Origin of the sequence: Planctopirus hydrillae, assembly GCF_001707835.1 — a bacterium.
In the GTDB taxonomy this organism is placed as follows: domain Bacteria; phylum Planctomycetota; class Planctomycetia; order Planctomycetales; family Planctomycetaceae; genus Planctopirus; species Planctopirus hydrillae.
In genome coordinates this window covers 478,403-501,501 of sequence record NZ_LYDR01000039.1, presented here as the reverse complement: position 1 = coordinate 501,501, position 23,099 = coordinate 478,403, and the positions used below count along the sequence as shown (strand labels likewise).

Here is a 23,099-nt window from a genome sequence, read left to right as displayed (position 1 = left end):
CTGTCGCCCTGAGGCGGGCCATGAATCGCAGTGATTGATCAACGGAAGGTCACTCATGAAGTTGCTCTCGTCAGCGGAGTTGTCGATCTGTGATTGTCCCGGCCACTGTAACTTTGCCATCCCGGGAGAGCTATAGGGTGGTTCGATCGGACAGAATCTGCGCAGAATAGAATCTGGTAGGTGCGGGAGTCGGGTCATTCGAATTCAGTAGTTCAGAACATGAAGGTTCTCCATGAAACCTCAGTGGTGGTTGATCATCGGTGCCATGATTTGCGGGACGAGTGTCGGCACCGGAGCGTTTGCGGCTCATTCCCTGACCGATCATTTTGCCAATGTCTACGCAGGGCAGACGCGTGAGGTGGCGGGGGAAGTGATTCCTTTGGCACGCAAGTATCTTCAGGATTTCAAGACTGGTGCGGAGTACCAGATGTTCCACGGCCTGGCCCTGCTGGCTGTTGGCATCTGGACTCTGGTCAAGCAGCAGAGTGGCCAAGCCGCTTCTCGATTGCTGAACTGGGCAGGATGGATGTTTCTGGTGGGTGTGATGCTCTTCTCAGGGAGTCTGTATGCACTGACGCTTTCGGGAGTTCGCGTCCTGGGTGCCATCACACCTCTTGGTGGGGTCGCGTTTTTGGCTGGGTGGGTACTTCTGGCCGTGGCAGCGTTTGCTGATCAAAAAAATCTGGTCACTCAAAAGTAGGCAAGATCCACTTAGAGGGCCGAGACCTGGCGTGCTTTTGAACTCTCTATCAATTCTGGGTGAGTCATCGCGATCCAGCAGGTGCGGCAAAACCCTCAATTTGCATCGTCAGATCGAAAAGTCGATGAGTTTTGCCACAATGATCGTTTCAACAATCAATGATTGTGCTATCATTAGCCGCAGGATCCACGGGCCGGGTCAGTGCGAATAGCCAATATGATGGAACAGGAAAGGCCCTTTATGTCCTTCTCGCTGCCCAATGAGGGTACGTCACGTCCCCTTTGGACAAATCCGGAAGTCTTTGATCGCATTGCTGAGCGATTGCGAATTCTCGCTCACCCCCATCGACTGCGGATGGTGGAAATGCTGCTCGCTGGCAAATATTCCGTCGGAGAGTTGGCCGAGTCTTGCTCGATTCCCAGCCACATGGCATCCGAACATTTGCGACTCATGCAGCATTGCGGTCTTTTAGGGAGTGAGAAAGAGGGGCGGTATACCTACTACCGGATTGCTGAACCGAATCTGCAGAGACTTCTTTCCTGCTTAAAGGATCAGCAGTTGGGGATGGATGAACCCGGCATGGTCAGCCATAACCCAGTGTCTTTTGCATCTGTCTCTGCTGAGTCAGTGGACGCTGCCGCTACCAATGGTCTGGAATGTTCGAAAGATGCGGTCGCATCCCATGGTGAGAGTCAACACATTGAAAAACTGCATACTCCGACAGAATTGAACGGGTAGACCGTTTCATTAATTGTCGTCTTGGCTGTTGAACTGCTTTTCAAATTGGCCATGAAATCAAACCTCCAAATCGAGAAAAGTATCTGGTTTTCGTCCAATCGCTAAGGCATTCTGAATGTTAGTTCGCGTTGCTCAGTTAGAGGCGTTGAGTCATTCAGGATACTTCGATGCCAGACAATCCTCATTCATGTGACCATGGGGTGGCTGCCACTGTGGACAGTCAAGATTCTACGGCCAGCTCTAAGTCTCCGACATGGTTGTGCCAAACGACGGGGGCTTTGGTCGGCGCAATTCCTGGGCAACTTCTTTTATTTCTCCCAGTGAATCAACGAATTGCTTTGTCTATTGCCGGCGCTTTGATTGGGTTGATGGCTTTCTATGAAGGGATTGGTCTGCTCAGATTGCTTGCTCTGTCGTTAGTTCCTTTGCTTGGCAATGGGGCGGTTGCTGTCCTCGATGAAGTTGGCGTCGAGCCAGACAAAAGAGAAAGTCAGGAGACAGGTAACGCGTTCGAAATCTGGATTACGACCGTTGAAGGGATTGGCAGACCATGGCTGGTGCTGTTCGCTATGGTGATTGCAGCCTTGATCGCAGGCGGCATCGGATGGCTTGACTCCTTGAGCATCAAAGAGGGGAAAGCTGGTTGGATTTTACCCTACGATAACTCCAGGGTAGATCTTGGAACACAGATCGCTTATCTGGCTTACTCAACAAGTGCGCTGGCAGGGTTTGGCACCGTGACTTTGTTTTCCCCCAGATATCGTCGCATCCTTGGTTTTGCCACATTCGTCGCCATGATCTTTGCCTCAATTATCGCAATTGCGAGCATCTCAGAATTGCCGAAGTTTATCGATTTTGTGACCCTATTCATGATCATGGGAATGTTTGCGACGTTGATGGGAATCCTGCTTATCACTCTGTTTCCGACTCCGAATGAAGGTGAATTGGAGAATCAGTGAGTGTGCAATAAGGGAACGGCGTATTCCTTGAGCAAAAACACGAGCTTGATTCCAAACTTCAGAATACAAAAAACGCCTTGCTGAATTACCCGTGGCTCGGGAACATCAGCAAGGCGTTTTGAATTGTGATCGTCAAATATCGAGAATCACAAGCGAGGCCGGCGGGGCTCGAACCCGTAACCTCCGGATCGACAGTCCGGTGCTCTAACCAATTGAGCTACGGCCCCGGAGAGAATTTTGTTTCGCAACAATCTCCTCTGCGAGATGACGCGATTGTAACCCGTTGCGAGCGTGGGTCAACCGAACCGGCTCTGTTGAGTTGCTGAAGAGACTCCGTGATCCTCAATCGCTCTGCATTCGTGAAACTTTCGCTACAACCAGTCACTCAGAGAACTGCCGCGAATGTTCAGGGATTCCATCGCAGAAACAGACAAAAAATCTGGACCTGATATTCCCACAACCTCTTGGTGCAATTGGGGGTTACGACCGAATCATATCCCGAGTCCAAGCGGCCATTGCGCCTCCAATAAAAACCGGGAACCAGGCTGCCAGATCTGCTGCAATGATTCCCGAAGTGCTCAGGTAAGCCGAAAGTTGCATCATGCCGAACAAAATTCCCTGTGCGACCGCGCACACGCCGGAGTCCATCACCAGTCCTGCACTTTCTCGACGCACCAGCAAAGGCAGTGACAGCAGAACGGCAATCAGGTTGATCAGCGGTTGAGTCAAACGACCGTGAACCTGTGTAACAAACTTCTGCACCGCGAGTGGGCCGTAAGCCTCATTCCGAATGCGCCCGAGAAGTTCACTGGTCGACAGGTAGTTCGAGCTCGATTTTCGTTTAAATAACTGATCGCAACTGACGGGGCTGGCAATAAAAAGCTCTCCGCTGCGACCCACTTTCCGTACGATTTCCTGCCCACGAGGCGTCAGTGCCAATTCTTCAAACTGAGGTGCTGCTCCAAAAATCACCCAGCCATCAGGACGCTGCCCGGCCGCTTTCCGGAAGATGGCCTTCGTCCCGCGAATAATCGTGAGATCATGCACGATTAATGGAGCTGGCAGGACAAACTGAGCTCCCTCCAATTGAGATTCTGCCAGACTGACTTTCTCGCCATTGATCGAGATTTTCGTCGAATAATCGTAAATCGGTTCGACCTGCCCCCCTTCACCCGTCTGGATACCGCGCCCGCCGTGGGCAGCGTGAGCAATCACCGGAACGATCAGTTCCTGATTGGCAACGAGAACAGCCGTCACGAGGACCGGGCCAATCATCAAAGCTCGCAATACGCGATACATCGGCACCCCGGCTGCCAGCATCGGATGGAGCTCGCCAGATCTTTGAAAAAGTACCAGCACCACCATGACGGCAATCACCATCAACGATGCACCGCCACGATCCAGAAAGAAAATGGCCTGATACCCGTAGTAAGTTCCAATCGAAATCAGCAGCGAAAGTGCCCCGCCACCCTGATTATTGAGCATGAACTCGTCAAGATTTTCCAGAAGATCAATCGTGACGACCAGCCCGAACGCTGCCACAAAGCACACGAAGAAGACGTAGAAAAAATTTCTTAGCAAATATTGATCAAATGTCCACACTGCGATTCATCCTGAATGTCCGCGTGGCAGTATTTTTGCCGAGCCATCATCTTTTTCGGCTGTGCAGCCCACCATCCCCAATCAGAACTGAACTCATGGTCAGATTCCGAGGTCGTTGATGAGAGGGGATTGAACGTTGTAACTGGTCTGCCGGTCAAGGTCGAATCTTCTGAGGCATTCGACTTTTCCTCTGTTGAGAATAGCCCCACGCGGGAGGACAATCAGTTACAATGACACCTCAGGCGTGCGGTGAAGCGACTTCTGGCCGGGAAGATTCCAGCCGGTGATTCGATGATGCACCCGGATATTGCCTGAATGATGACTGTGGGCTCCCTGGGGGCCAGGAACATTTTCGCTCGATTTTTGAAGACACTCTGACCATGACAGACAGCCGTAATCTCTTCAACAAGGTGTGGGATCTCCATGCCTGCCAGACCCTTCCTTCAGGTCAGGATCAATTGTTCATTGGCTTGCATCTGATCCATGAAGTGACCAGTCCTCAGGCTTTTGCCATTCTGCGAGAGCGGAATTTAAAGGTGGCTTACCCGGAACGGACAGTGGCCACAGTGGATCATATTGTCCCCACGCAAAGTACAGCGCGACCCTTTGTCGATCTTCTGGCCGAAGAGATGATGTCGGCGATCGAGAAGAACTGCCGCGATTTTGGAATTCGGCTCTTTGATCTGGTCGATAACCGCCAGGGTGTGGTTCACATCGTCGGGCCTGAGCAGGGACTCACGTTGCCAGGCATGACCATTGCCTGCGGCGACAGTCACACAAGTACGCACGGTGCGTTTGGGTCGATTGCTTTTGGTATCGGTACCAGCCAGGTGGCCGATGTTCTGGCCACACAGACACTGGCTCTGGCAAGGCCTAAAGTCCGCAAGGTTGAAGTCACTGGCCAATTGAAGCCTGGTGTTTACGCCAAGGACGTGATTCTGCACATCATTCGCAAGCTGGGTGTGCAAGGTGGCGTGGGCTACGCCTATGAGTATGCAGGTGATGTGTTCGACCGGATGTCGATGGAAGAGCGCATGACGGTCTGCAACATGAGCATCGAAGGGGGAGCCCGTTGCGGGTACATCAACCCTGATCAGACAACAGTCGATTACATCCAGGGGCGGCCTTTTGCGCCGCAGGGCGAAGAATTTGAGCGGGCTGCCAAGTGGTGGCTGAGCCTGGCCAGTGGTAAGGACGCTCAGTTTGATGACGTGGTTGTCTTCAAGGCCGAAGAGATTGAACCCACAGTCACCTGGGGGATTACGCCTGCTCAATCTGTCGGTGTCAAAGAGACATTGCCGACGATTTCCAGCTTTCCTGCTGACGATCAGAAGGTGATCAGCGAAGCCTTCCAGTACATGGATCTGAAGGAAGGTCAGCCGATCCAGGGGCTTAAGATCAATGTGGCCTTTATTGGTTCTTGCACGAACGGTCGCATCAGCGATCTGCGGGAAGCGGCCCGAATTGTCAAGGGGCGCCATGTGGCTGCCGGCGTGAAGGCATTAGTGGTTCCCGGGTCACAACTGGTGCGTAAGCAGGCCATGGAAGAAGGCCTGGACAAGATCTTTGAGGAAGCTGGCTTCGAGTGGCGTGGTGCCGGCTGTTCGATGTGCCTGGCCATGAACCCTGACAAACTCCAGGGGAATGAAGTCTGTGCTTCGAGCAGTAACCGGAATTTCAAAGGTCGCCAGGGCAGTCCCACCGGCCGCACATTACTCATGAGCCCCGCCATGGTCGCCGCCGCCGCCGTGACTGGTGCCGTGACCGATGTGCGGGAGTTGGAATAGGTGAATTGCTGACTATAGGAGGAACGAAACCATGGCGCCAGCCCTGACAACACCGCAGAAAGCAGAGACCCAGTTATGGGTCGATGATCTTTTTCGTCAGTTGGAAGGGATCGAGGGGAAGGCTGAGATTGTTAATGGAGGGATTTTTCTCATGTCTCCCGCAGGGGCCTGGCACACGATTGTGTCCGGATTGATCTACTCGCAATTGCTGGCATATCAGAAGAAGATCGGTCACGGAATCGCTGTCTCGGACAACGGGACTTTTCGATGTGAACTGCCTCATCGGCAATCATTCAGTCCTGATGCCGCGTTTTATATCGGGCCTGACGTGGATATGGGACCATTTCCTATGGCTCCGATCTTCGCTGTCGAAATTCGGAGTCAACACGATTACGGAGTCCATGCCGAGCGGGTGATGGCAGCCAAGCGAGAGGATTACTTTGCCGCAGGGACTGTCGTTGTCTGGGATGTGGATCTTCTCTCGACGAATGTCGTCAAAGCGTATCGAAAGGATGCTCCCGAAGAGCCTGCGATTTTTAGCGATATGGAAATCGCAGATGCCGAACCAGCTCTGCCGGGCTGGAAAGCCCAAGTGAGAGAGTTTTTGCCGGGCAACTGGAAACCAACCAGATAATCTTGCGGCTGTTTAGCATGCGTTGATTCAATGTGCCGGAGAATCAAAAGCGGCTTTAAAGTACAGGAATTTATTCAGGCATCAGTGTTCGTTATGGGTGGACTTTTGAAAGGACACCCTTGCAGAAGTTGCTATCAAGTTGATCTGAAGTTTTCACTGGAACGAAACCATGGCACCAGCCCTGACAACACCGCAGAAAGCAGAGACCCAGTTATGGGTCGATGATCTTTTTCGCCAGTTGGAAGGGATCGAGGGGAAGGCTGAGATTGTTGATGGAGGGATTTTTCTCACGTCTCCCGCAGGGGCCTGGCACACGATCGTGTCCACGAGAATCGGACGGTTGATCGAGCATTACTCTCAAGCGACCGGCCACGGAATTGCTGTTTCAGATAACGGAACATTTCGATGTGAACTGCCTCATCGGCAGTCGTTTTCACCTGATGCCGCCTTTTACCTTGGCCCGCCTGCTCGCTTTGAGCCCTTTCCCATTCCACCCGTGTTTGCCGTGGAAATTCGCAGTCAAGACGACTATGGCCCACGTGCTGAAATACGCCTGGCAGACAAACGTCGCGATTACTTTGCCGCAGGAACACTGGTCGTCTGGGATATTGACTTGCGTTCGACTCAAGTTGTTCGTGTCTATCGTTCAAGCCGCCCTGAGGAACCGACAATCTATCGCGACTGTGAGCAAGCGGAGGCCGAACCCGCGTTACCCGGCTGGTCTGTCCCTGTGAAAGATTTTCTGCCCGATGATTGGGAAGTTGAAGCACCGCGTTAACATTTCACAATCGAAGGTCAGACCATTGCCCCAGGCAATGGGAAGTTCGTTATTTTGAGGTTTATTGCAAACAGCAGTTTTTTGATAAGTACAAGAAAGACATCATGGTTCAAGCCATTACTCAAGTGACAGGGTCAGCCGTTCCACTGTTACTGGACGACATCGACACCGACCGCATCATTCCCGCGCGCTTTCTGCGGTGTGTGACCTTTGACGGTCTGGGCGAGCACGCGTTTGAAGATGACCGGATTCAAGACCCGGCACATCCATTCAACAAGGCCCAGTTCCAGGGGGGCAAGATCCTTGTGGCTGGTCGTAATTTTGGCTGTGGTTCATCGCGCGAGCATGCACCACAGGCCCTGATGCGCTGGGGCATCCAGGCCATCATTGCCGAATCGTATGCCGAGATTTTCTTCGGGAACTGCGTCTCCCTGGGGATTCCCTGCGTGCGAGCCAGTCGAGCCGACCTTGAAGCTTTGACCAAGCTGATCAGTGCCGATCCCCGCACGTCGGTCGCCATCGATCTGCTGGCTCAAACCGTGACTGCACAATCTGAAGGGGGCCAGCAGCTCAAGGCAAACGTCGAGATTCCCCCAGGTGCCAGGCAATCACTGACGACGGGAGGCTGGGATTTTCTGGGCCAACTGCTGGATGGAGAACCCAAAGTCCGCGCTCAGGTTGCCAAAATTCCTTACCTGCAGAAGTTTGCTGTCGCCACGTAAAAGCGCTGACCTCGTTGAACTGGCAGATCTGCCAAACGTCGACCATGTGACGACTTACACCGAATTTCTATCCCTGCCTGCCCGGCCACCATGGCCGGGCTCTTTTTTTCAACTCTTGCTTGAGCCCACGGATCCTGGTTCAGCCCGCTGATTTATCGTTGGGGGGCAAAGTTCACAAAGACGATTCATCGCACCCGGAACCGCTGATGGTCTCTGGCAATCATGCGTATCTTGCGGATTGCCTGATCTTTGCGTTGAAATCATGAAGCTCAATTTGGCTCGCGGGCTTGCGTTAGCCTCTCGATTGAGTTGTATTGGCAGGCTTTGATCTGGGAAAGTTCTGGAGAGATCTTCGGGAAAAGCGACATTCGAAGAGTTCGTGCTGCGGAACAGCGTCGATCTCAGTCATCAATTCGTCCGCCAGACCGGTTGATCCATATTTCCTGAAATTCCCCCACGAGTTTTCCCCTCCCTGGTTTGCCCCTGAGACCATGGCAACAATCCCTGATTGAGATTGCTGCTGCCTTACGACGAGAATCGCCAGAAAGCCAATCAGAAAGCCCAGTCGTTATGCACCATATTGATACACCGGCTCAGTCGTCATCTCCTGTCCTTCCCGGGCCCTGGTGGCGATCGATGACTCGCTACCACTGGTTCGTCCTGCTCGTGGCCGCTTTGGGCTGGCTCTTTGATTGCCTCGATCAGCAGTTGTTTATTCTCGCGCGACCAGCGGCGATGAAGGAACTCGTGGTTCTCCCTGAGGGTGCCGATGCTGCTGCCATCAAGGCGGCTCGGGATTTTGGCGGAAACATCTCTACTTCGATCTTCATTGCCGGCTGGGCAACGGGTGGATTGTTCTTCGGAATGCTGGGAGATCGATGGGGCCGGGCGAAAACGATGCTGGTCACGATCTTACTCTATTCTCTGTTCACCGGCTTAAGTGCTCTGGCAGTTGGTGTCTGGGATTTTGCCTTTTACCGGTTTTTGACCGGGCTGGGAGTAGGTGGTGAGTTTGCCGTCGGTGTGGCTCTGGTGGCTGAAGTTATGCCCTCCAATGCCAGACCTTACACTTTGGGTTTATTGCAGGCATTGTCGGCAGTTGGCAATGTTTCTGCGGCACTGATCAACCTGTCTTTGGGTCTGGCAGAAGAACAGGGGTTGCCTTACAGCCCGTGGAGAATCATGTTTCTTATCGGAGCGATTCCTGCCCTGCTGGCAATTGTGGTACGACGCTACCTGAAAGAACCCGAGCAGTGGAAGTCGGCCTCGCATGATTCAGAAGGTAAAAAAGTCGAACTGGGCTCATACCGGGCACTCTTTCAGGATGCCAAATGGCGAAAGCATGCATTGCTTGGCCTGGTGCTGGGCTGCTCAGGTGTCGTTGGACTCTGGTCTGTGGGCTTCTATACGACGGATCTCATTCGTGAGGTACAGGCAGCTGATGTTCGGAAGGCAGTGCGGGATGAATTTGTCGCGATTCATGGTGATGAGAAAATGAATCTCGTCGATCCTGCTCCTGTGAAAGATGCCCCAGCAACTCCTATCGAGCTTTCCTCAGAGCTGGTTGAACTCAAAAGCAAATTTGAATCGGCAGTAAGCGGGCGACAGAACCGCTGGCCCAGCTATGTCTCGATCATGCTCAATATCGGTGCGTTTTTTGGCATGTTCGGTTTTGGCGCACTCTCGCAAAAGATTGGTCGAAAGCCGACATTTGCACTGGCTCTCACAGCGGCATTCATCAGTACTGTCACAGTCTGTCTCTTCCTGCGGGAGTTCTGGCAGATCTTTGTTTTTGTACCGATTATGGGTTTCTGCCAGTTGTCGCTCTTTGCCGGCTATGCAATTTACTTCCCGGAACTCTTCCCTACTCGACTTCGATCCACAGGGACCAGCTTCTGCTACAACGTGGGACGATTCGTAGCTGCTTTAGGACCGCTGGGCCGGGTCTATCTCGACATGATGTACCAAGGTCAGGCAGATGCATCCCGTTACACCGGCGCCACCATGTGCTTTGTATTCCTGATTGGTTTAGTGGTACTCCCTTTCCTGCCGGAAACCAAAGGAAAACCACTGCCCGAATAGAGTCAGTCGGTCACTTCGCAAAGAAAGAAATCCCGGTGCTGGCACTGCACTCCGGGATTTCTCTTTTCAGGTGCCAGGATCTGCTTCATCCCCGGCTGTGGGGGAAATCATGGTCTTCCTCGATCGGTGAGCATCGACCTGCTGCTGCAGCACACGCTGCTGCTCTTTGATCTGCTCTAAACTGAAGTGGAGCATCGCCCGCGAAGAGAAATAGTCGGCAACCGCCAGAAGACCGATCCAGAGTGCAATCAGCAGCACGCCAATCCAGAAGGCAGCCATCAGGACGGCGGCAGGTCGTTGCTCCATCCAGAGATCTCCCGCAGGAATCAACAATCCTTCCAGGATGATCAAAGCGGCAATCTGGATCCGCCGGCGAGCCCGCTTTTCCTGCGCTGAGATCGCCTTGGAAGTGCCCGGATTCTCACTCGATTGGCCCCATGCGTGCAGCAAAAGAGCCGCTCCCGTCAAGACCAGCAGAACACCTGCGACTAATGCCGGGATACGCGACACAAACAGTCCCTTACTTCACGACGGATCCATCAGAACCACAAAACATCGATCACTCTTCGACATGAGTCTGCGCTTGCCGGGCTTTCCCACGCACGTATTGTGCACCACCCAGCAGAATACAGTCAGTGGTGCCTTCCAGCAGTCGATCGACTTCCTTCAGGCTGGCCAACGGATGCAGAAACAGCTCTTCCAGAATATCACCCTCAGGCCCGCCGAGGAGATAGACAGTGGCAAAGTCGGCTGTTCTCAGCATCTGATCAATCGAGATTTCATCGACAGGCTGAACGGTTTTCACACGACGAATGGCATCGCGTGGCTGTGTGCAGTCTCTGACCAACTCCCAGCCTTCGGTCAATTCGGCTGAGAGGTCGGTCAGTAACACGACGCGCCCGCCATTAATGACTAATCGGCGGGCATTCTGAGCTGCCCGGCTGACATCTTCCCAAGTGCAGGGTTCGCCTGCCTGTCCTGTGACCGCAGCCACGACGGTTTCGGATCGGCGATCGACATTGAGCAGCCAATGCTCACGAATCGCCTGGCGGCCGAGCCGATGGACTGCATCCGGTTGACCAGCCAGCACCTGGGCAACTCCAGTTCCACCTGCTGCGGGGACCAGTTCGATGGAGAACTGCAGACCCAGCATCCCCGCCACTTCTTCGGCGAGTTGCCGAATGGGGCGTTCGTCTTCGGCATGCAGTTCCTCGTGGCTGGCCTTGTTAAGCCTCTGGAGGCTTTCGAGGTTTGTCAGAGCCGGAAAGATGGCGTGGATGGCACCGCAGAGACCGTGGACGGGATCCGCTTCGACAGTCGCCACGGGAATAATGAAATCGGCATCCAGCAGAGCCCGTGAAAGATAGATTCGTTCGCCACCAAGACTGCTCCCCAGATAGCCAGAACCATTCGGATCGGCTGGTTGATGGATCTGCCACTGGACTTCGCTGGCAATACCAGCCGGGAGTAGAGACCTCGGATCCGTCGATGGTTTTGATAATGAAGGAGCATCGATGATGGTCAGTTGAGCTGGTGCGATGCCTCTTTCAGCCAGAATCTGCCACAATTCTTTGACGATCACCTCGCGACAGGGAACACGGTGATTGAGCACAATCACCACTCGATCATCAGGGATCAGTGCCTCACCCAGAGCGGGGAAATCGCATGGCATGCGGCAAGCACTGGCAATTGCCGTTGAGAGATCTGCTAAAGGGGCGGGGCCCGTCTGTGAGGCCATAATCGAACTGGCATCGAGCGAACAGAGCCACGAAGAGCTGGCTCCAAACGGCATTGCGGGACTGGTATTCGAGGGGGATTGCGAACTCATCGGTCAGTACTCAACTCTTCAATAATGCGGTGCAAACTCTGCAAAGCAAAACTTATCGATCGTAAAGTCGTATGGCTGCACGCGGGTCGCGATTGGCTCACCGAACTCTGATTGGGCGATCTCTGCAGTTTGTGAGGTTCAAGTTTGTGCAGAAATTCAAAACTTCAGGCTGATTCCTGCACAATCAACTCCTGCTTCACGATAGACAATTTACAGAGGGAATCATACGCTGCGCGGACAGCGATCGTGCAAAACTGGTGCTTGTTCCTGCCCTGCTGGATGATCAGGTTGTCAGGGATCATGCCAGTCCGTGTTGATGTCGAGGAATATTGTTGGTTTTATGAGTTCTCAGGCCCCCACGGATGATGAATTGATGCTGGCCGTCCAAACGGGTGAGACGCGGGCATTCAATCAGTTGGTATCGCGTTATCAGGGGCCACTCATGGGTTTTTTTGTACGTCAGATCCATGACGTGCAACAGGCAGAAGACCTGACCCAGGAGACGTTGCTGCGGGTTTATAACCAGTCGTGGGATTATCTGCCGCGAGGTGCATTTCGCGGCTGGCTGTTTCGGATTGCCCGAAATCTGCTTGTCGATAACTTACGCCGCAGGTCGAGCGATGCCTTGATCCATACGATTCAACCTCGTCAGGAAGAAGACGAACTGTTGCAGAACATGGTGGGAGAGATCGGCTCCCCGGAACAGGTGGCTGATATTCGCGAAGTTGCGGCACTCGTCGATGAGTTTTTGAAAGAACTTCCTGAAGAGCAGCGATTAACGTTTATTTTGCATCACTACAACCAGTTGACGTTGCCCGAAGTGGCTGACTCGCTGGAAGCCAATCTGCCCACCACCAAAAGTCGTCTGCGTCTGGCGAAAGAAAAGCTGCGACAAAAACTGCAGGCACGCGGAATCCTCGAATTTCCGAATTTGCTGACTGAGGCGGAAGGAGAAAGCCGCTCGCAGGAGCTGACTTAAAGAGTTGGTACCGCAGAAAGTCCATTCAGACAGAAACCCCAGGAAACGATAAAATCTCAGAAGGTGCTTGCCAGAAGTGATCCGCAAACGATATTCAATCGTTCTTGAAGCTATTCAATCGGTTTGGGGACGGAGAGCCGAAGATTTGTGTTTGAAGAGCAAATGATTCTGCCGTTCATCGATTTGAAAGCCGTCTGGAGAGGTGGTTTGTAGTTTTCAGGAGGTCATCTCCTGTGCCTGCAGACTGATATCAGTGGAGAGTTGTACGCATTATGAACTACTTCAGCCGATTAACAGATATCGTAACCTGCAATCTTTCCCAGTTACTGAAAGATGAAACCGACCCTGTTCAGGCTCTGGAAAAAATTATCGAGGAGATGGATCAGGGAATTGCCGGCGCCCGGCGGAGTGTGACGGCCGCCCGCCTTGCCGTCGATCGCATGGAGGGGGAGATCTCCGAACGCCGTACTCAGATTATGGCGTGGCAGAATCGAGCCAAGACTGAGTTGCAGGGCGGCAACGAAAGTGGTGCCCGTTTAGCTCTGGCCAGAAAAACCGAGGTCGAAGACCTGGTGGCTGGTCTGCAACAACAGCATCGAGCCGCCCAGAATACATTTGAGCAGTTACAAACGACGGAGCGAGCTCTGGAGTCAAAAAAAGCCGAGGCCGTTCGAAAATTGGCCAGTCTCCGCGCGGGATACGCGACCGACGAAACGGAAGACTTCCCGCAGGAAGGCGGGATCAGCCTGCAGCAGGATCGAAATGAGCGCATCAATGCCGATCTGGATGCACTGCGGAAAGAGTTGCTGGCCGGCTAACGCCGATCGCCTCACTTCAAAAAAAAACCTCGACATGCCACGAGTTTTGCCACTCTCTGTGGTGAAATGCTCAAATCCACTTGGCAAACTTCGAGTAATGCCGGTATGGGCTCCAACTGGGTACCGCTGAACTGCGGGCTCTTGAGTATTGATCCCGTCTTTGGGCCTCGCTTGGCAGCACCTGTCCACTTCTGCTTCCATCCGGACGAGACTTTTCCTAACATCACGGCTCGGGAAGAAATTCCGGCTGCGACAGGCGACATACGTCCATCCATCGCAGACTGAAATTGGCCCAGTATTCTGGTGCCAGTCACCTCTCCTGGTGATCTTTCACGAGTGGTCTTTCAAGTCAACGTACAGCATGCCTGCGGATTTCCTGCAACACCTCCAAGGATTGCTGGATCTTGCATAGAATCCTCGGCCTGTAGGAAGTCTCGTCAGAGCACTCGATGTTCCTGTATGGCTCCCGAGTGATGTTAAACCGTTTTGAATTGAATCTGCAGACCAATGGGAAGGTGCCTCTGATGACCGAACAAAAAGCGACGAACGTGACCTGGCATGAACACAAAGTGAGCCGTGCTGAGCGAGAAAAGATCAAGGGACACAAGGGAGCCGTGCTGTGGTTCACAGGGCTCTCCGCCTGTGGCAAGAGCACCATTGCCAACGAAGTCGATTATCTTCTGAACCAGCGTGGCATACATACGATTGTGCTCGATGGCGATAACATTCGTATGGGTTTGAACAAGAACCTCGGATTCTCCGCCGAAGATCGCGCTGAAAACATCCGCCGGATTGGTGAAGTGGCCAAGCTGTTTGCCACCTCTGGTACCATCGTGGGTACGGCTTTCATTTCGCCTTACAAGGCTGATCGCGATAAAGTGCGCGCCATTCTGGCTCTAGGCGAGTACGTCGAAATTTATGTGAACGCTTCGCTCGAAACCTGCGAAAAGCGTGATCCGAAGGGCCTCTACAAGAAGGCACGTGCTGGCGAACTCAAGAACTTCACCGGGATCGATGACCCCTACGAAGCACCCGAAAAGCCCGAACTCGTACTGGATTCGGACAACAAAGGGATCGCCGAACTGGCTCAGGAAGTGGTGGCCTATCTCGAGCAGAACGGCTACCTGAAGGCGTAAGTCGATTTGCCACATATCGCCATTTAAGGCCGCGTGGTGAAAGTTCTGACAACATGCTTGCCCAAAGCGGCAAGCATCGGACATTCAGGGCTCGATCAAGCCCAAAGAAACGCGACAACCGACGGGAATCTCCTGCATGAGATTGCCGTCGGTTGTGCATTTCAGGCCAGCTTCATGCGGCCATTTTTCATCTCAATCGCAACCTCTCCATCAACCGCTGTTCATAACGATCACGATGTTGAGAAGTTGTTTCGAGCATGTTCAATACTGATGGTTCCACTTCCCCTCAAAAATGGAGCTCATCAGACTTTTGACCATCAGGCACGGTGAGTTGTCCCAGCGAAAAGGGCCTCAGGGCGTCACTTGTCGATCGGATCAACTGATGATTGGATGCACCTGTGGCGATGGTCTCGATAACTGCCTTTGCACCTTCAGGCCTCTGACAGGAGCGGCGACTCCTGCCGTGAAAACCTGAGTAGGATTGACGAGATCAAAGCAGAGTCAACGCGAGTTGACTTCTTGAACAGCCCTTGGAAGCCGCCAAATCTGTCTCGATAAACCCACCAGGTAAGAATGGGCATGGACTCCAGATCTCGTCAAAACCGCCCTGGCTGGATGAGTCATCATCTGTTGCAATCCCCGCAACCCACAGCAGGGAAAACAACTGATCATTTCTCGCGTCCGGTGCTCGATGACGTCTTCAGGACTTCGCAACAGGCTCAACGGTTCGCTGATTCTCGCGTTGAATCGCTTCGTAAACTTCCTGCCGATGGACGGGGACTTCAGTCGGGGCTTCAATGCCTAACCGAACCTTGTCGCCGCGAATATCGACGATGGTGATCTTGATGTTATCTCCGATGAAAATGCTTTCATCGCGTTGACGTGAGAGGACAAGCATCGGGCAATCTCCTGTGTGCTGTCCAGATCGAGCACGGCCATGTGCGTCCGTTGCAGATGCTGGAGGGGTGTGGATCTGCGGTCATAAATTGTTGTTTGAAACCGAATCCCAGACCTCGAATGTTCTGTGACGCTGCCCGTCATGGGCCCATCCGTCATGGATGGAAAGTGCTGGTCATCAGCAGGCGTCACAGAGATTCGAGAGATGGGACTCAGGGTCGTCATGCTCGTTTCACCTTTGTTGGCTGACTTTGCCAGGTGAACCGTGACAACCGCGACAACCTATGAATCGGCGATTCCGACCAATGTTAAGAGTTTACGACGACACAAATTGGGATTCCTGCGCAAATCACAGGGCAGTCTGACACTTGTAGAGAGAATTCATGATGTGCCGGTTGTAGCGAGTCCCGAAGTGCTGCATCCCGCCGAAGAAAATGTCAGGATCGATCGCAACTCCCGCTGGACAAGTCCCAGCCATGCTGGTTATCCCGGATGGGTAGGCATAGGGTGCGCTCCCCGAAGCAAACTCAAGGAAGTCGACAGGATCGACTCCAGAATTGTGATTTTGTGAGTGGGAAATCCCGAGAGTCAGTGAGGAATCCGGATGTTTGCAGTCTGTTCGTTGTCTCAGAAATTCAGGCAGGCTTGGTATGAATCAGCCATTACGCCAGTTTTCACACGACTACCGGCTCTGGTATTTCTCATTGCCTTTGTTGCCAATCCCGGTTTGGCGATCGCTCAAGACGCGAAAATCACTCAACAGTTTGCAGCCAATCCAGATCTGGATGTCCCTTTTGCCAAGTCCAATCCCCACATTTCCAGCAGCCCGGCAACCTACCTGGGGCGGCCGGTCGGGACTGATTTTCAGCTTGCCGACTGGAAACAGGTAGCAGGGTACTATCAGAAACTTGATCAGGCATCCGACGCTTTGCTGTTGCAGAATGCAGGGAAGACGACTGAAGGGCGAGATCTGCTGGTGGCGGTAATCAGCAGCCCTGCGAATCTGGCACGTCTGCCGGAGATTCAACGCGAGACCAAACTCATCGCCGATCCTCGCCTGGGAACGGCCAATGACCGTCAACTCGCCCTTACCCAGGGAAAACCCATTGTTCTGATCTCACTCAGCATGCATTCCGATGAACCAGCCTCAACAGAAATGGGGATGCAGTTGGCCTGGCTCCTGGCAACCTCCGACGAAGCCCCCTGGCGTGAAATTCGTGAGAACGTTGTCGTGGTGCTGATTCCTTCACTGAATCCAGATGGTGTGGACCATATTGTTTCGTTCTATCGGGAACGGGTTGGTACCCCTTATGAAGGGGCTGCTCTCAACAAGCTGTATCAGTTCTATACAGGGCACGACAACAATCGCGACTTTTTCAGCCTGACGCAAAAGGAAGCGCGCCTGATGACCCACTTGCTTTACCATGAGTGGAAGCCGCAGGTGATGTGGGATGCCCATCAGTATGGTGCCGGGACTCGCGAACGGTTTTTTGTGCCCCCTTATCGCGATCCGCTGAATCCAAATCTGGATCGGGATGTGGTCGCAGCAATCAATCTCATGGGGACTCGCGCTGTCGCTGACATGACACGGGCCGGGCATTCAGGAATTGCGACAGGGATTGGTTACGACAACTGGTGGAACGGTGGAAATCGATCAGTACCGGCTCGCCACAACATGGTGGGGATTCTCACAGAAGCGGCTTCGGTGAACATTGCTTCGCCAGTTTTCATCAAGCCCAGCGAACTGAAAGACCCTCTCCAGCGGCCCGAATATCTCCCCTCCAACCAGTTTATTCATCCATGGCCGGGAGGCTGGTGGCGACTGCAGGATATCGTCAACTACGAACTCGCCTTTGCAAAGTCGATGTTGAGCAGTGTCAGCCGGGAGCCTCGATTCTGGCTGGAAACGACACACGCCGCCGCCAGTCGAGCCATCAGCGATGGCCATGGAAATGGTGTGCGGGGCTGGATCATTCCGGCTCAACAGGTGGATCGCCACGCCATTCGTCGGTTTGCCGATATTCTGCTCCTTTCGGGAATCGAGCTGCATGTGGCCACGAAGCCCTTACTGATCGATGGCCGGAATTATTCTGCAGGATCGATCGTGATACGTCGTGATCAACCTTATAGTCGCCATGCGAAAGATCTGCTCGAACTCAAGGGATTTCCAGCCGGGGAGAAACCTTATGATGTCTCTGGCTGGGCGTTGGCCCATCTTTTCGGACTCCGCCGCGTCGAGGTGCTGGGAGATCTGCCTGACGATCTGCAGCCTGTCACTACGGCTGATGAAGCCATCCGCGGCATGACGATTGACGCTCGCATTGCTGCTGGCGACCGGCAGACATTATCCATCAGAGATTCAGGCTCTTGGAAAGCACTGGCCGCCGCCCTGACTCGCGGTGAAGCGTGGGAAGTGGCCATTCAGGGAAAGCTGGCGGGCTTGATGCGTCCTGCCAGCACTCCTTTCGGAATGGAAGAAGCCACAGAGAAAGTGACGATTTCCCGTCTCCCCAGAATAGGACTTTATGCACCATGGACAGCCAGCATGGATGAAGGCTGGCTGCGCTGGGTGCTGGATGATGCCGGGATCCCGTTTGTCACAGTTCGTAATGAGATGCTCAAAGCAGGGGAACTGAGGGAGTTTCTGGATGTCCTCATTCTGCCCGACGTCACATCGAAGACAATCAATGAAGGGCGGGCTCCAGGCACCATTGAAGAACGCTACGCAGGTGGGCTGGGGCCCGATGGTATTCTGGCGATTGATCAGTTCGTGAAGCGGGGTGGCAAGTTGATCACCACGGAAGGATCGGCTGCCTGGGCGATTTCCCAGTTCAGTTTGCCAATGGAGAATGTGGTCACATCGAAAGATGCGGAAGGATTTTCCTGTCCCGGCAGTGTGCTGCGTGTGACTCCTGTGAAAGATCCATTAACTGCCGGTTTGCCCGATTCCATCCCCATGATGTTTTCTGGTTCTGCGGCGTGGCAAGTGAACGAGGGGAAGTCCGGTAAAGCGAATCCATCGCAACTGAAAACGCTGGCCAGCTATCCTGAAAACAATCTGCTGCTGGCGGGTTTCATTGCGCGGCCAGAAGTTCTGGCCCAGAAGGGAGCCTGGGTCGAAGCCCGGGTCGATGCCGGGAAAATCCACCTCTTCGCCTTCCGCCCCCACTACCGCGCCTGGTCCCAAGGCACATTTCCATTGCTCTTCCGGGCAATATTGTTGCCGTAAAGTCCCATGCGAAAAAAGTGCTTTATAAGTACTTCTATCGAGACATGATGTTAACTTAGGGTACTGCGGGGGCTTAATTACGCAAGGTATCAGTGCCATACGTTGGTTCATAAATTTTAACGTAACTGTAAGTCCAGAAATGACGAATCTACTGCCATTATGGTCACTTGCACCGGATCTCAGGCAAAGGATTGCCCATCATGTGGATTTCAGTACGCTCTGGTATGGTCGGCAGCATCCTGGCCTGCCTGTTTGGGTCTTTAATACTTGAAACCAGCTTATACGCCGGGAGTAAAGGCAAGACCAACGTGCAGCTTCTGGCCCAGCAGATCGATGCACTGGAGCGGCATCTCGAACTGTATGGAACCATTTCCGCCAAGACTCCCGATGTCTGGAGCGAGGAACGTCTCACTCAGCATCGGTTCGAATATGAGCAGGAGATGGCTCGGGAACTCTCCCGATTCAACCCAGCACTACAAGCAACAATCCGCCGCGCGGATCTCGCCTTCCTCGCATCGGCTACTGCGATCGAGTCGGCCATGGGAGCATCAGGAGGAACAGATGCCCGATCGTTGCTGGGCGTGACCCGGATCGAGCAAACTATCTCCCTCCCCGAAGCGGGATCGCAAAACTTCGAAAAGTTCGTCCCCGCCTCGGATGGCAAGGACGGCCAGATCGGCGTGGAACCCGTGCTGCTGCTGGATCAGCGGTCGAGGTATCTGAAACACCTCCATAATTTGCGACGTACTAACCAGGGGGATGACACGGTCGATCTCCCCGGCTATTCGCTGCACCTCTTGAGAATGCCCGTCGGTCTTCTTCCCGGCAAGAAGACTCAAGATGGATACGGGGCGGAATTGACGCTCAGCGCCCAGCCCACATTGGGGGAGGAAACGCTGCCAATCGTCTTCCGTGAACTGGTGATCAAAGATCTCCTCTACCAATTCGCGATTCCCATGACTGACACCCTGAATAATTCCAGCTTCCGCGCAGCCGTCCCCGTGTATCAGCAAGTTGTGAATACTTGCAACGAAGACAAGTCTCCGGTCTGTCCTATCCCCTGGGGGAACAGCGATCTCTTGAGCCGGGAATCAACTGAAAGTTGTGAACTGTTCGTGCGAATCGAACGGAGTCTATATCGTGCGATGGGACTTGAATCTGAAAATGCAGAACCATCACCGGTGCAGGTGTCCTTGGAGAATCTCGGTATCAAATCGAAAGATCTGATCTCCCGTGTCGATGCGATAGCTAAGGGCCAAATTCTCTGCCCATGCCCTCCTGACTCGACGATGTCACCAAAACATCCAGAGTCCGGCAACAAACATGAATCAAGAAAGCCTCCTATAGACGATGGGACAGGCGCGGAACCTGACAGCACTTTTCCTTCGATGCCACTACCTCCACTCCCGCCCTCTCCGACACCATCTGCCCCTTTAGTCCCCGGCGCCAGCAGTCGACGATTAATCCGCGATCCGGAAGTTCAACTGGTGGTGGAGATCCGCGCGGATCAAAAGGCGGCCAGTCAATTGCGTCGCATGACCGGTGATTTCGACCTCAAGCCGGGGGAGATCCGTGAACCACTTGAGTTCATGCCACCACCCGTCTTTGATTTTGGAGGTAGCCTGCGATCACGGGGATTCATTGAGCGATCCGAAATTCGACTACCTCCGAACATCGATAACTCACCGCAACCCCCTACTTCCAATAATCCGGCAACACCCACCCCGGCGTTTGCTCCGCAAGCACCGATTGAATCTCCCGTTCAGAACTATTTACCACGTTCCAGCAACTCGCATGGCTCGTCGTCGCCTTCCGGGAACTGTCCAACCAGCGTTGCTCAAGCCAGCAACCAACTGCGTGACCAACTGACACAATCGCTTGGCGGCGCCCTGTCGAGGTCTTTGGCACGATTCAGCCGTACGACGACACGAACATCGCAAATCCCCTTCCCCTTGGCATCGTTTAGCGCTGTCTATGGCAAGCACATGATCATCCAGGTTTTGGTTGATGCCCATAATTCGATCCCGGGTGCCATCGAGCATCGGGCGACCTCCTTCACCGACGTGGAAAGATATTTGACCGACGAGATCGAAGCCGCCTATCAATTCCTCGAACTGGACGCCCGCTCCGAACACCCCACGATGTGGAAACATAGCAACGCACAGCTTCTCAGAGCGGTTCGCGAATGCGACTATCACACGTTGGAATGTCTCCGCTGCGCATTCTACAGCGAGCTTCCCAAGTATCTGCAGAACAACACGATCGGAGCCTTTGCCTGGGCGATCATCGTCGATGCCACCCTTCTCGCCGACCGCATGCGTGCCGACTTCCGCGAGGTCGCTTCGCAAAAAAACTGTCCGTGCCTCCCGATGGATCTCATCGATCCCCAGCATCCGTTTCCTCCTCTCGAAACCCGCATGGCCTTCAACGAATATGTTCGATGTCGTTGGCCGGTGCGGGTTTTTGCTCTCGACCCGGAGACTCAAGATCAGAACGTTGGTGATTCCTACAGTTCGCGGCGTGAACTTCAACTCGCCTTGGCCGTTGGTGTCTCGAGCGGGCAGATCAGCGCCGAAAACGCCACCCGTTTTGCCAGACAATTGCAAATCGACATCGACACGATCGCCCTCAATCGAACGGCGGTCGCATTCTCGGAAGGCAACGACACCTTCGGCTGGAGATTCTCGCCCCGGGTGCAGACTCCGCCCATCGAAGGGAACGCAAAGGTCATCTTCCGCGACCTGCTATTGGGCGGCCCCAGGAAAGACGCGGTCCGCAGGGCGCATGCGATCGAACCGGGGCCACGGGAATGTGCCGTCCTCGTCCTCACCCCGTCGTTCATCCGGCAGATTTCCCTGGATGTCCGCTCGGACTGGTACGATCTGGGGAACTCGCGACGCACAGGTTTCACTTTGGAAGAAACCATGGATTTGAGCCGTCAGGTTCAGTGCCTTAAGGAATCTGCGGCAACCTGCGAACTCGAAGCCCATCTCTACCGGGATGGGGAGGTCTATCGGCTGCTGAAGAGAGTGGATCAGTTGGCCGCCCGGCTGCCGTTGCAAACCCTCCATGTCGAGGTTCCCACGCGGATTAAATCACACGGATTCAAAATGTTCGCCCATGGGGCCATGTTCGATGCCGGCCCCACACTTTACAACTGGTTTGGGGCACCGGGCATCGATCTTGATCAAGAGACAACACTTTTCCTGTTAGGTGAGAATTTCACTCTCAGTGGCATTCAAGTGGTCGCAGGGAATCGTGAACTCGTCGCCAGATCGCCCAATTCCACGCCGCCAAGTGATTCACCCGCGGCAAATGCCGCAACCGCCACCGTGCCACCTTCGAATGCACCCCAAGAGAACAGCTCTTCGGCAAAACGAGGCAGCTTCTTCCTCCTGAGCGACCAATGCATGCAAATCACAATTCCTCCCGATGTCATGACATTCGAACGTCGGGATGGCGACGGAAATTTGATTCAACTTGCCGAAATCCATGTCGCCACTTGTTATGGCGTGAGTCAGTCGCTGCAGATTCCTGTGATCTCCAAGAAAGCCGAGGCTGCCCAGGCAGCGGCAGCGGCGGCCAGTCAGGCCGCCAAGGGGGCCGTGAAGGAGCATGTCGAGGCGTTGCATGTCGAGCGTTTCGAATTCGTCTCCAAGCTTCCCGCCGGATTGCCCAACGTGCTCATCGTGACGGTCGCGCCGAACCAGACCATCGATCTCGTTGAATTTGAGGAGAGGTTTCACCTGAAGCCACCGCAGATTCAATTGCCGAAGGATTCCCAAGAGGTGCATGGCCTGCTTCAGGAATTCCAAGGGGGGCAGGTGGCCTTCCGCGTCAACGCCAAGCCTCCGGCCGGAAACACTCTGCCGGTTGTCGCCTCGATCATCGGGCCCTTCGACATCAACGCAAACGATTCGTTGGATTGGGAAGCCGTCGAGGAAACGTTGACGAACTCCCTCCGCAAGACTCTTCCGGTCGGTTATCCGCTCGACAGTGTCCAACTCGTGGGATACGTCCGGGCGAAGAGCAAGGAGCCGGGGGAGATCAAACGGATTGGAGAACCGTTGGAATTCCAGGTGCAAATCATCCCCGCCTCCGAATGAAAAGCCCCCGAATCAAGGCTGTGATCCAGGCCAGTGACCGGTTTTCCTTGCCAAGCCGTGCCCACTGGATCCGTACCCACCAAATCCGTACCAAATGGAGCCGT

General features: G+C 53.9%; 18 protein-coding genes and 1 tRNA gene. 13 read left to right on the top strand and 6 right to left on the bottom strand.

Annotation, left to right across the window (positions count from 1 at the left end):
• Window positions 1-232 precede the first annotated feature (232 nt).
• From A6X21_RS05235 to A6X21_RS05225, 3 genes are all read left to right on the top strand, one after another.
• The gene (locus A6X21_RS05235; protein WP_068846482.1) at window positions 233-700 is read left to right on the top strand and encodes a DUF423 domain-containing protein; all 468 of its coding nucleotides are present in this window, start codon (window positions 233-235) and stop codon (window positions 698-700) included.
• A gap of 240 nt (window positions 701-940) precedes the next feature.
• Window positions 941-1,438 carry an ArsR/SmtB family transcription factor gene (locus A6X21_RS05230; protein ID WP_068846480.1) on the top strand — a complete coding sequence of 166 codons (498 nt, stop codon included), beginning with the start codon at window positions 941-943 and terminating at the stop codon, window positions 1,436-1,438.
• Window positions 1,439-1,605: 167 nt separating this feature from the next.
• Window positions 1,606-2,397, top strand: a complete 792-nt coding sequence (locus A6X21_RS05225; protein WP_068846478.1) for a hypothetical protein — start codon at window positions 1,606-1,608, stop codon at window positions 2,395-2,397.
• A 153-nt stretch (window positions 2,398-2,550) separates the two neighbouring features.
• Here A6X21_RS05225 and A6X21_RS05220 read toward each other — a convergent pair.
• Window positions 2,551-2,624: transfer RNA gene (locus A6X21_RS05220), tRNA-Asp, on the bottom strand.
• Window positions 2,625-2,877: 253 nt separating this feature from the next.
• Window positions 2,878-3,999, bottom strand: coding sequence for an LptF/LptG family permease (locus A6X21_RS05215; protein ID WP_083233414.1), 1,122 nt, complete (start codon window positions 3,997-3,999; stop codon window positions 2,878-2,880).
• 380 nt (window positions 4,000-4,379) lie between these two features.
• On the opposite strand from A6X21_RS05215, the gene leuC reads away from it, so the two are divergent.
• From leuC to A6X21_RS05185, 5 genes are all read left to right on the top strand, one after another.
• Window positions 4,380-5,786: a 3-isopropylmalate dehydratase large subunit gene (gene leuC / locus A6X21_RS05210; RefSeq protein ID WP_068846474.1), complete on the top strand. Its 1,407-nt coding sequence runs from the start codon at window positions 4,380-4,382 to the stop codon at window positions 5,784-5,786.
• A gap of 31 nt (window positions 5,787-5,817) precedes the next feature.
• Window positions 5,818-6,420: a Uma2 family endonuclease gene (locus A6X21_RS05205; protein ID WP_068846472.1), complete on the top strand. Its 603-nt coding sequence runs from the start codon at window positions 5,818-5,820 to the stop codon at window positions 6,418-6,420.
• A 169-nt stretch (window positions 6,421-6,589) separates the two neighbouring features.
• Window positions 6,590-7,198 (top strand): Uma2 family endonuclease, encoded by a 609-nt coding sequence (locus A6X21_RS05200; RefSeq protein ID WP_068846470.1) that lies wholly within the window; start codon window positions 6,590-6,592, stop codon window positions 7,196-7,198.
• A 104-nt stretch (window positions 7,199-7,302) separates the two neighbouring features.
• Window positions 7,303-7,920 (top strand): 3-isopropylmalate dehydratase small subunit, encoded by a 618-nt coding sequence (gene leuD / locus A6X21_RS05195; RefSeq protein ID WP_068846468.1) that lies wholly within the window; start codon window positions 7,303-7,305, stop codon window positions 7,918-7,920.
• A gap of 570 nt (window positions 7,921-8,490) precedes the next feature.
• A complete protein-coding gene (locus A6X21_RS05185) occupies window positions 8,491-10,002 on the top strand; it encodes an MFS transporter (protein WP_240490168.1) in 1,512 nt (503 codons plus the stop codon).
• 66 nt (window positions 10,003-10,068) lie between these two features.
• On the opposite strand, the gene A6X21_RS05180 is transcribed toward A6X21_RS05185, so the two are convergent.
• Both A6X21_RS05180 and A6X21_RS05175 read right to left on the bottom strand, forming a co-directional pair.
• Entirely contained in the window at window positions 10,069-10,512 is a 444-nt protein-coding gene (locus A6X21_RS05180; protein WP_068846464.1) for a hypothetical protein, read from the bottom strand.
• A 49-nt stretch (window positions 10,513-10,561) separates the two neighbouring features.
• Window positions 10,562-11,830, bottom strand: coding sequence for a lactate racemase domain-containing protein (locus A6X21_RS05175; RefSeq protein WP_083233413.1), 1,269 nt, complete (start codon window positions 11,828-11,830; stop codon window positions 10,562-10,564).
• Window positions 11,831-12,170: 340 nt separating this feature from the next.
• On the opposite strand from A6X21_RS05175, the gene A6X21_RS05170 reads away from it, so the two are divergent.
• The 3 genes from A6X21_RS05170 (at window position 12,171) to cysC (ending at window position 14,763) form a co-directional block, all read left to right on the top strand.
• Window positions 12,171-12,809: an RNA polymerase sigma factor gene (locus tag A6X21_RS05170; RefSeq protein WP_068846460.1), complete on the top strand. Its 639-nt coding sequence runs from the start codon at window positions 12,171-12,173 to the stop codon at window positions 12,807-12,809.
• A gap of 272 nt (window positions 12,810-13,081) precedes the next feature.
• On the top strand, window positions 13,082-13,627 hold the full coding sequence (locus A6X21_RS05165; RefSeq protein WP_068846458.1) for a PspA/IM30 family protein: 546 nt from the start codon (window positions 13,082-13,084) through the stop codon (window positions 13,625-13,627).
• A 524-nt stretch (window positions 13,628-14,151) separates the two neighbouring features.
• Window positions 14,152-14,763, top strand: coding sequence for an adenylyl-sulfate kinase (cysC, locus tag A6X21_RS05155; RefSeq protein ID WP_068846616.1), 612 nt, complete (start codon window positions 14,152-14,154; stop codon window positions 14,761-14,763).
• Between the two features lie 700 nt (window positions 14,764-15,463).
• Here cysC and csrA read toward each other — a convergent pair.
• Both csrA and A6X21_RS25315 read right to left on the bottom strand, forming a co-directional pair.
• Window positions 15,464-15,661 carry a carbon storage regulator CsrA gene (csrA, locus tag A6X21_RS05145; RefSeq protein ID WP_013108593.1) on the bottom strand — a complete coding sequence of 66 codons (198 nt, stop codon included), beginning with the start codon at window positions 15,659-15,661 and terminating at the stop codon, window positions 15,464-15,466.
• Window positions 15,662-16,009: 348 nt separating this feature from the next.
• Window positions 16,010-16,138, bottom strand: coding sequence for a hypothetical protein (locus tag A6X21_RS25315; protein ID WP_261340084.1), 129 nt, complete (start codon window positions 16,136-16,138; stop codon window positions 16,010-16,012).
• 126 nt (window positions 16,139-16,264) lie between these two features.
• Here A6X21_RS25315 and A6X21_RS05135 point away from each other — a divergent pair, with 126 nt between their 5' ends.
• Together A6X21_RS05135 and A6X21_RS05130 are read left to right on the top strand one after the other, a co-directional pair.
• Window positions 16,265-18,889 (top strand): M14 family zinc carboxypeptidase, encoded by a 2,625-nt coding sequence (locus A6X21_RS05135; protein ID WP_068846450.1) that lies wholly within the window; start codon window positions 16,265-16,267, stop codon window positions 18,887-18,889.
• A gap of 200 nt (window positions 18,890-19,089) precedes the next feature.
• A complete protein-coding gene (locus A6X21_RS05130; RefSeq protein WP_068846448.1) occupies window positions 19,090-22,995 on the top strand; it encodes a hypothetical protein in 3,906 nt (1,301 codons plus the stop codon).
• The last annotated feature ends 104 nt before the right edge of the window (window positions 22,996-23,099 follow it).